The sequence below is a fragment of the Skermanella sp. genome, assembly GCF_059503625.1.
The window spans coordinates 1-8,671 of sequence record NZ_JCACHA010000834.1 but is presented as its reverse complement, the minus strand read 5'-3'; the positions used below and the strand labels follow the sequence as shown (position 1 = coordinate 8,671).

Genomic DNA, 8,671 nt, shown 5'->3' with positions numbered 1-8,671 from the left:
CCGTCGTGTCGGCTTCCAGGACCAGTCCATTGCGCTCAGCCTGATTGAGCCTATTGCGCCATTTGCGGTCGAGACCGGCTCGCAAAGCCGCGGCTTCGGGCGAAAGATCCAGCCAGACCGATTCGTAGCCGTCCTGACGGCGATAGAAACCGGAGGCTTTCATCCGCTTGCGCGCCGTTTCCGTGTCCCGCATTTCGGGATGGAAGACCAGCGGCCTGCCCTTGAGCAGGTGATAGCGCTGCCGGATCATGCCGAGAACAAGCTTGAGCATTTCCCCCGGGATCTCGTCATAGATCCAGAGCGGCCCGCGATAGATCCTGCAGGTCGTCAGGACAGGCAGCCAGCGCCGGGTCTGGACCTGCACGAGGCCGACCGGCTTGTTTTCGAAGTGGATGATGCCGAAATCGGCTTTGCCGCCCTCGGTCTTTGCCAGAGCCATGGCGTATTGCCATGTCTGAAGCAGCGTCGGGCGCTTGCAGCGGGCCAGCAGCGCTTCCCACTGGCCGAAGGTGCAGGTGTTCCAGTCGATCCGGAACGGATTGAAGGGGGGAGCCATAAGAGCCGGGAGCGTCCGCTGCGCCAAAGGTTTGGTCAGACCGGCAGACGCCTCCCGGCATCCGCATCAGACCAGGAAGATAGCCATCAAAACCAGCAGCACGACCACGGCGATGACGCTATACTTCGTCAATGACGTGAACCGCTCGTAGGTTTCCATATGAGTCCGGTATTCTTCCCGCCGGAATTCATCATTCTGATCGGCCACGGCCATCTCCAACCTCTGCTTTCTTATTCGATCCCAGGTCGGTCCGATTTAAGGGGTTACCGGCATCCTGGCAAGCTCAAACCGTCGACTATAACGATCCGCAGGGATCATACCGGCGGGTTCAGGATCGGTTCGGGAGCATCGGCCGGTCCGCCGGCAATCAAGACGCGGTCGCCCTCCACCCGCGCCCTGCCCTCCGCGATCAGCTTCAGCGCGCCGGGATAGCAACGGTGTTCGGCTATCAGCACCCGGTCCGCAAGCGTGTGGTCATCGTCGCCCTCCAGGATCGGGACGACGGCCTGAAGGATGATCGGGCCTTCATCCATCGCCGGGCGCACGTAATGGACGGTGCAGCCGGTAAAGCGGACGCCGGCGGCGATGGCGCGGGCATGGGTGTCCAGACCTTTGAAGGACGGCAGCAGCGATGGATGGATATTGATCAGCCGGTTATGCCAGCGCTCGACGAAACCCGCCGTGAGCAGGCGCATGAAGCCGGCAAGACAGACCAGCTCGACCCCGGCGGCGTTCAGCGCATCGTCCATCGCCGCTTCGAAACCAGGCTTGTCGGCGAAGTCGCGGTGGCTGACCACGGCGGCGGGAATGCACGCTCGGCGGGCACGTTCCAGCCCGTAGGCATCTGCCTTGTTGGACAGCACAAGCACGATCTCAGCCGGGAAGGCGGGATCGGCGCAGGCGTCGATCAGGGCCTGGAGATTGCTCCCCCGGCCCGAGATCAGGACGCCGACCTTCAGGCGTGCCACGCCGTATCCACTCCGTCGATCACCACGCGCTCGACATCGCCGATGGCGGGCTGAACTTCGCCGATACGATAGACGGACTCGCCGGCCTCACCGAGAATCCGCTGCGCATCGTCGGCCTTGTCGGGCGATACGATGACGACCATGCCGATGCCGCAGTTGAAAGTGCGGGCCAGATCGTCGTCGGTGATGGCGGCCGACTCGGCCATCCAGCGGAACACCGGAAGCAGCGGCCACGCGGAGGCATCGAGTGCGACGCCCAGCCCTTCGGGCAGGACGCGGGGAATGTTGTCGGTCAGGCCGCCGCCGGTGATGTGGGCGAGCGCCTTGACCACCCCGGCGCGGACGGCCGCGAGCACCGGCTTGACGTAGATGCGGGTCGGCGTGAGAAGGGCCGCGCCCAGCTTGGTGCCGGGCTGAAACGGTGCGTCGTCCTCGTAGGACAGGTCGGCCTTCTCGACGATCCGGCGGACGAGGGAGTAGCCGTTGGAATGGACGCCGCTGGAGGCCAGCCCGAGGACGACGTCGCCGGCGGCGACATCGGCCCCGGTCAGGATCTGGCCGCGCTCCGCGGCGCCGACCGCGAAGCCTGCGAGGTCGTAGTCCTTGCCGGCGTACATGCCCGGCATCTCGGCCGTCTCGCCACCGATCAGCGCGCAGCCGGCCTGGCGGCAGCCCTCGGCGATGCCGGACACGATGTCGCGGCCGGCAGCCACGTCGAGCTTGCCGGTCGCGAAGTAGTCCAGGAAGAACAGCGGCTCGGCACCCTGGACGACTAGATCGTTGACGCTCATCGCGACGAGATCGATCCCGATCGTGTCATGCTTGCCCGCGGATATGGCGATCTTCAGCTTGGTGCCGACGCCATCGGTGCTGGCGACCAGGATCGGGTCCTTGTAGCCGGCGGCCTTGAGGTCGAACAGGGCGCCGAATCCGCCCAGACCGGCATCGGCGCCGATCCGTGCGGTGGCTTTCGCCAGCGGCTTGATCGCATCGACGAGAGCAGCGCCGGCGTCGATGTCAACACCGGCATCCTTATAGGCGTCGCCGGTGTTATTCGGTGTGGTGCTGATGGCGTCCTCACGTGCGCTGGGGTATAAACCGGGCCGGTCCCAGTTCGAGAGACGCATCGAGAACAGCATCACGGGCCGGCATCATGGGCCGAACATACTCGAAACGGAAGGCTTTGCAATGCTTCACCGCCGTCCGCTGGCACGCCTGTTCGGGCTTGCCGTTGGCATCGTCCTGCTGGCTGTTTCCGCACCGCTGAAGGCGCAGGATTCAGGCGATATCTACACCGTCCGCGACGTCGAGGTTGACGTGACCGCCGACAGCTCCGCCGCCGCGCGCGACAAGGCGATCACGGAGGCCCAGCGCAAGGCGTTCGATACCCTCTACGGCCGCCTGAGCCCGGAGCCCGGGGCCAAGTCGCCGGCGCTGAGCGATATCGAGGTCGCCCGGCTGGTCCAGGACTTCGAGGTGCAGCGCGAGCGCAGCTCCGCCGTGCGGTATCTGGCGACCCTGACCGTACGCTTCCGTCCGGCCAACGTACGCACCCTGCTCCAGACCAAGGGCGCCAGCTATGTCGAGACGCGCAGCAAGCCGGTGCTGGTGCTGCCGGTCTATCAGGCGTCCGGCAAGGGTCCGGTGCTGTGGGAAGACCGCACGCCCTGGCGGGCCGCTTGGGAGAACTTCCCGCCGCCACAGGGGATGGTGCCTGTCATAGTTCCCTACGGAGAGCTGGCGGACATCGCCGACATCGGCGCCTCGTCGGCTTTGGAGGGCAATCAGGCGGGACTTTCGGCCATCGCCGAGCGCTATCAGGCCGGCGATGTGCTGGTGGCGCTGCTGGGCGTGCGCGGAACCGAACCGGACCCGAGCGCTCCCAATACCGTCAAGCTGACCCGCTATGCCGCCGACGGCACCAAGCGCGGCGACACCGTCACCGTTCCCGCGGCTCCCGGCCAGACGGTCGACGCCTATCTGGCGGGCGGAGTCGCCGCGGTCGTGCGGTCGCTGGAGGAGAAGTGGCGGCAGGCCAATACCGTGGCGGCCGGCCCCGAACAGGTGATGCAGGTGGCTGTTCCGATCGGCAGCCTGGACGACTGGGTGCAGACCAAGCGCCGGATCGCCCAGGTGCCGACCATATCGCGGGCAGACCTTGTGACGCTGACCAGGGGGGCCGCTAAGGTCGAGCTCTACTACCGGGGCAGCCCCGAGGTCCTCGCCAATGCCCTGGCGCTCCAGGACCTCAGCCTGACCGAGGCGCCGCCTCTCGACCAGGGAGCCATCCAGGCAGGCCTGCCCGCCACGCCGGGAACGCTGGCTTCGCCCGTGCCGGTCATGGGTCAGGCCGGACAGCCGGTCGGCGTCTATCAGCCGGGTCCGGTCTGGCAGCTGCGCTGGACGGGCTCGACGGCCCAGGGCAACGGCGGACGCACTTTCGGACGCGCCGCACCCTAGCGGTGCGGAGGCACGTCGGATGAGCATTCCCAATCTCATATCGCTGGGGCGCCTGCTGTCGGTGCCCCTGGCTGTCTGGCTGATCCTGGAAGGCGAACTCGGCTGGGCGTTCTGGCTGTTCGTCGCGTCCGGATTGTCGGATGCGGTCGACGGCTTCGTCGCCCGTGCCTTCCGCTCCCGTACTGCCCTTGGCGGGTATCTCGATCCGATCGCCGACAAGGCGCTGCTTGTCAGCGTCTATCTGGCCCTGGGACATGTGGGATATCTGCCGGTTTGGCTGGTAATCCTGGTGGTGTTCCGGGATATACTGATCGTCGGCGGGGTGCTGCTGCTCTACACGCTCAAGGAGCCGTTCGCGATCCAGCCTTCCTTCATGAGCAAGATCAATACAACCATGCAGATCGTGCTGGTCGCCTTGGTGCTGTCGACCTTCGGTCTTGACCTTACCGAACCGCCTTTCGATCTGAAATGGGTCACGGCCGGGATGATGTGGGTCGTCGCGGTCACGACGGCGTGGTCGGGGCTGGGGTATATAGTCACGGGGAGCCGGCTGCTGAGCCGGCTTGGCGGTACGAAATGACGCAACGCCGGCAGCTCAGATTCTGGCTGATCACGCTGCTGGTCGTCGTCTTGTCGCTTTACATGCTTCGCGACATGCTGCTGCCCTTCGTGGCGGGCATGGCGATCGCCTACTTCCTGGATCCGGTAGCCGACCGGCTCGAGCAGTATGGAGCGCCTCGCTGGCTGGCGACGACATGCGTGCTGCTGTTCTTCGTCCTGATGCTGGTCCTCGCGGTCCTTCTTCTGGTGCCGCTGATCCAGTCCCAGATCGTACAATTGGTCGATACGCTGCCGCTTATCGTGAATTGGGTCAGCACGGTCGGGATCCCGACGGTGGAGCGGATGCTCACGGAGCTTTCGGTCGAGAACATCGAGCGTCTGAAGGATGCCGTGAACTCGTTCGCCGGCGATGCCGTCGGCTGGCTCGGGACCGTGCTGCGCGGGATCGTTACCGGCGGGTTCGCCCTGTTCGACGTGCTGACGCTCCTGTTCATCACGCCCGTCGTCGCCTTCTATCTGCTTCGGGACTGGGACCTGATGATCGATACGATCCATGGCTGGCTGCCGCGCCACCATGTCGGGACGATCCTGGATCAGGTCAATCAGATCGACGATACGCTGGCTGGCTTCGTCCGGGGTCAGGCGACAGTATGCCTCGTGCTGGGACTGTTCTACGGCGTCACCTTGTCAATTTTCGGACTGAACTTCGGCCTGGTGATCGGGTCGGTCGCAGGCATGCTGTCGTTCATCCCCTATGTCGGTTCGCTGATCGGGTTCGTCGCCAGCGTCGGCGTTGCGCTGGTCCAGTATGAAACCTGGACGCCGGTGCTGATCGTGATCGCGATCTTCGTGATCGGCCAAGCCGTGGAGGGCAATTTCCTGACGCCGAAGCTGGTCGGCGACAAGGTCGGGCTCCATCCGGTCTGGGTCATGTTCGCACTGCTCGCAGGCGGAAGTCTGTTCGGCTTCCTCGGCGTGCTGCTTGCCGTTCCGGTTGCCGCCGTCATCGGAGTCCTGATCCGCTTCGCGCTTCAGCAATACATCGCCAGCCCCTACTACTCCGGTGGCCGAGACGCTTCTTCCGAAGAGACGTGGCGGCCGTGACGGAAACGCCGGCACAGCTTCCCCTGGACCTGGGTCATCGGCCCGCGATGGGAGAGGACGATTTCCTTGTCGCTTCCAGCAACGAGGCGGCGGTTGCGTGGCTCGACCTGTGGCCCAACTGGCCGGCCCCCGCGCTGGTGATCTTCGGTCCGGCCGGCTGCGGCAAGACTCATTTGGCGCAGGTATGGCGTGCCCGGACCAATGCCCCCAGGATCGCTCCATCCGATCTCAAAGTGGAGGCGGTGCCGGACCTCCTCGACAAGGCCCGTGCCGTCGTGATCGACAACGCCGAGCGCGGAGCCGGCGATGCGGAAACCGAACGGGCTTTGTTTCACCTTTACAATTTGGCACGGGAGAGCGGTGGACACCTGCTCCTGACGGCGGAGAAGGCGCCTGCCCACTGGAATATTCGCCTGCCGGACCTTCGCTCGCGGATGATAGCCGCGCCGGCGGTCGCGGTCGGTCTGCCCGACGACGCGCTGCTCGCGGCTATTCTGGTCAAGCTGTTCACCGACCGCCAGGTGCGGGTCGGAACCGATGTGATCCGGTTCCTCGTCACCCATATGGAGCGCTCGTTCGACGCCGCCCGGCGCCTTGTGGCGGATCTTGACGCGGCGGCGCTGGCCGCCAGACGGCGCATCACCGTGCCGCTGGCCCGGCGAGTGTTGGAGCGGGAAGGATTTTCCGGGACACCGTAGCGGGATCGTCCGGTCGTGGTCCGTCTATTCGCCGACGGATTCACCCTGCTGTTTCATGATGTCGCGCCAACGGGCGACATTGCGGTTATGCTCCGCCAGCGTCTTGGCGAAGGCATGTCCGCCGGAACCATCGGCGACGAAGTAGACGAAGTCGTGCTGCTCCGGATTGACGACCGCTTCGATCGATGCCTTGCCAGGATTGGCGATCGGCGTCGGTGGCAAACCTTCGATCATGTAGGTGTTGTAAGGCGACTCGAACTTCCAGTCCGCCCTTGTCAGCGTTCGGCCGAGGGCGCCGCTGCCCTGGGTCAGGGCGTAGACGACGGTCGGATCGGACTGAAGCCGCATATTGGCGATCAGCCGGTTGACGAAGACGCCGGCGACTCTGGCTCGCTCGGCAGGAACGCTGGTTTCCTTCTCGACGATGGAGGCCAGCACAAGCGCTTGCTTCGCGTTGTCGATCGGGAGCGAGAGAGAGCGCTTGTCCCAAGCCGCCTTGATCGCCGTCTGCATGGCCGTCTGCATGCGTTTCAGCAGATCGGCCCGGCTGTCGCCCCATGAGTAATGGTAAGTCTCGGGAAGAAGGGTGCCCTCGGCGGGCGGGTCCTTGATTTCCCCCGACAGCGCCGGCTCATCGCGGATCAAGGCGACGATCTGGGCCGACGTCAGGCCCTCCGGCACGGTGAAGCGCCGGACCACGGTCTTGCCGCTCTGGAGGATACGCAGGGCCTCGGCGATGCTGACATGGGCGGGAAAGGCGTATTCGCCCGCTTTCAGCGCCCGATTGGCGCCCGTGATCTTAGCCGTCGTCGCGAACAGGAAAGGCCTGTCGATGACGTCGGCGTCGGACAGCGCCAAGCTGATCGCCTCCAGCCCGCTGCCCTTCGGTATGACGACGGCGGTGTCGGCAGCGAGGGGGCCATCCCGATTGACCAGGACCACCCCCCACAACGCGGCGCCGGCAGCGATGCCGACGACGACGACCGCCCCGACCAGGATCCGGACGGCGAGCCCCATGCCGGACCTACTTGAACTCTCGGAATACCAGCGATGCGTTGGTGCCGCCGAAGCCGAACGAGTTCGACAAGGCGGCCCTCACCCGCTTTTCCTTCGCTTCCCGGGGCACGAGATCGACGCCGAGGCAGCTATCGGAGGGGTCTTCGAGGTTCAGCGTCGGCGGCACGATGCCGTCGTTGATCGCCTTGATCGAGAAGATGGCCTCGACTGCTCCGGCGGCGCCCAGCAGGTGGCCGATCGCCGATTTGGTCGAGGACATGGACACCGTCTCGATCGCGGAACCGAACAGCCGCTTGACGGCGCCAAGCTCGATCTCGTCGCCCAGCGGCGTCGATGTGCCGTGCGCGTTGATGTAGTCGATCTCCGACGGGTCGAGACCGGCCCGCTTGAGGGCGCCCCGCATCGAGCGGAAGCCGCCGTTGCCGTCTTCCGGCGGAGAGGTGATGTGGAAGGCGTCGCCGGACAGGCCGTAGCCGGTCACCTCGGCATAAATCTTCGCACCGCGCCGCTTGGCGTGCTCCAGCTCCTCGAGAACCAGGACGCCCGAGCCCTCGCCCATCACGAAACCGTCACGCCCCTTGTCGTAGGGGCGAGAGGCGGCGCTGGGACGGTCGTTGTAGCTGGTGGACAGCGCGCGGGCTGCGGCGAAACCGGCGATCCCGAGGCGGCTGATCGCCGCTTCCGTGCCGCCGGCGACCATCACGTCGGCGTCTTCCCACATGATCAGACGGGCTGCGTCGCCGATGGCGTGCGCGCCGGTAGAGCAGGCGGTGACGGCCGAGTGGTTGGGACCTTTGAAACCGTAAAGGATCGACACATGGCCGGAGGCCAGGTTGATCAGGGCGGAGGGGATGAAGAACGGCGAGATGCGGCGCGGTCCCTTCTCGTGAAGGGTGATCGAGCCGTCGTAGATGCCGTTCAGGCCACCGATGCCCGAACCGATCATCACGCCGGTCAATTCACGCTGCTCGTCGGTCTGCGGCTGCCAGCCGCTGTCCCGGATCGCCTCGTGAGCCGCCGCGATGGCCAGCACGATGAACTCGTCCATCTTGCGCTGGTCTTTGGTGGGGACGTGGTCCTCGGCGGTGAACAGTCCTTCGGACGTCGGACCACGCGGAACCTGCCCGGCGACCTTGGCTGGCAGATCCGAAACGTCGAACGACGTGATCGCGCGCAGGCCTGATTCGCCCTTGATGAGACGTTCCCAGTTATTCTGAACGCCAACCCCCAGGGGCGAGACCATCCCGAGACCGGTTACGACGACACGTCTCATGATATTTCCTGAACTGCTCTGCCTTGGATAGGAC

The 8,671-nt window shown here is 65.4% G+C and carries 10 protein-coding genes; 4 read left to right on the top strand and 6 right to left on the bottom strand.

Features of this window, described 5'->3' with window-relative positions; genetic code table 11:
* The 4 genes from AC5JJ6_RS30130 to purM all read right to left on the bottom strand — a co-directional run.
* Nucleotides 1-556, bottom strand: a 556-nt coding sequence (locus AC5JJ6_RS30130) for a GNAT family N-acetyltransferase (protein WP_496045595.1), incomplete at its 3' end; no start/stop codon positions are given.
* 66 nt (nucleotides 557-622) lie between these two features.
* Nucleotides 623-763, bottom strand: a complete 141-nt coding sequence (locus tag AC5JJ6_RS30125) for an aa3-type cytochrome c oxidase subunit IV (RefSeq protein WP_211099189.1) — start codon at nucleotides 761-763, stop codon at nucleotides 623-625.
* Nucleotides 764-870: 107 nt separating this feature from the next.
* Nucleotides 871-1,524: a phosphoribosylglycinamide formyltransferase gene (gene purN, locus AC5JJ6_RS30120; protein ID WP_496045594.1), complete on the bottom strand. Its 654-nt coding sequence runs from the start codon at nucleotides 1,522-1,524 to the stop codon at nucleotides 871-873.
* Nucleotides 1,512-2,663, bottom strand: a complete 1,152-nt coding sequence (gene purM / locus AC5JJ6_RS30115; RefSeq protein ID WP_496045593.1) for a phosphoribosylformylglycinamidine cyclo-ligase — start codon at nucleotides 2,661-2,663, stop codon at nucleotides 1,512-1,514. Before purM ends, purN begins: the two co-directional genes overlap by 13 nt.
* A 49-nt stretch (nucleotides 2,664-2,712) precedes the next feature.
* Here purM and AC5JJ6_RS30110 point away from each other — a divergent pair, with 49 nt between their 5' ends.
* Genes AC5JJ6_RS30110 through AC5JJ6_RS30095 form a run of 4 tightly spaced genes read left to right on the top strand, consistent with a single transcriptional unit; the run spans nucleotide 2,713 to nucleotide 6,347 of the window.
* On the top strand, nucleotides 2,713-3,984 hold the full coding sequence (locus AC5JJ6_RS30110; protein WP_496045592.1) for a DUF2066 domain-containing protein: 1,272 nt from the start codon (nucleotides 2,713-2,715) through the stop codon (nucleotides 3,982-3,984).
* A gap of 19 nt (nucleotides 3,985-4,003) precedes the next feature.
* Nucleotides 4,004-4,564 (top strand): CDP-alcohol phosphatidyltransferase family protein, encoded by a 561-nt coding sequence (locus AC5JJ6_RS30105; RefSeq protein WP_496045591.1) that lies wholly within the window; start codon nucleotides 4,004-4,006, stop codon nucleotides 4,562-4,564.
* Nucleotides 4,561-5,649, top strand: coding sequence for an AI-2E family transporter (locus AC5JJ6_RS30100; RefSeq protein ID WP_496045590.1), 1,089 nt, complete (start codon nucleotides 4,561-4,563; stop codon nucleotides 5,647-5,649). Before AC5JJ6_RS30105 ends, AC5JJ6_RS30100 begins: the two co-directional genes overlap by 4 nt.
* Nucleotides 5,646-6,347 (top strand): HdaA/DnaA family protein, encoded by a 702-nt coding sequence (locus AC5JJ6_RS30095; protein ID WP_496045589.1) that lies wholly within the window; start codon nucleotides 5,646-5,648, stop codon nucleotides 6,345-6,347. The genes AC5JJ6_RS30100 and AC5JJ6_RS30095 overlap by 4 nt, the downstream gene beginning before the upstream one ends.
* Nucleotides 6,348-6,371: 24 nt before the next feature.
* Here AC5JJ6_RS30095 and mltG read toward each other — a convergent pair whose 3' ends face one another.
* Both mltG and fabF read right to left on the bottom strand, forming a co-directional pair.
* Nucleotides 6,372-7,364 (bottom strand): endolytic transglycosylase MltG, encoded by a 993-nt coding sequence (gene mltG, locus AC5JJ6_RS30090; RefSeq protein WP_496045588.1) that lies wholly within the window; start codon nucleotides 7,362-7,364, stop codon nucleotides 6,372-6,374.
* Between the two features lie 7 nt (nucleotides 7,365-7,371).
* Nucleotides 7,372-8,637, bottom strand: coding sequence for a beta-ketoacyl-ACP synthase II (fabF, locus tag AC5JJ6_RS30085; RefSeq protein ID WP_496045587.1), 1,266 nt, complete (start codon nucleotides 8,635-8,637; stop codon nucleotides 7,372-7,374).
* Nucleotides 8,638-8,671 lie beyond the last annotated feature (34 nt).

Bases quoted from the DNA above. Each gene is read 5' to 3' on its own strand.
- AC5JJ6_RS30100 (WP_496045590.1), top strand. From the start codon at position 4,561: ATGACGCAACGCCGGCAGCTCAGATTCTGGCTGATCACGCTGCTGGTC.
- purM (WP_496045593.1), bottom strand. From the start codon at position 2,663: ATGCTGTTCTCGATGCGTCTCTCGAACTGGGACCGGCCCGGTTTATAC.
- AC5JJ6_RS30110 (WP_496045592.1), top strand. From the start codon at position 2,713: ATGCTTCACCGCCGTCCGCTGGCACGCCTGTTCGGGCTTGCCGTTGGC.
- fabF (WP_496045587.1), bottom strand. From the start codon at position 8,637: ATGAGACGTGTCGTCGTAACCGGTCTCGGGATGGTCTCGCCCCTGGGG.
- AC5JJ6_RS30105 (WP_496045591.1), top strand. From the start codon at position 4,004: ATGAGCATTCCCAATCTCATATCGCTGGGGCGCCTGCTGTCGGTGCCC.
- mltG (WP_496045588.1), bottom strand. From the start codon at position 7,364: ATGGGGCTCGCCGTCCGGATCCTGGTCGGGGCGGTCGTCGTCGTCGGC.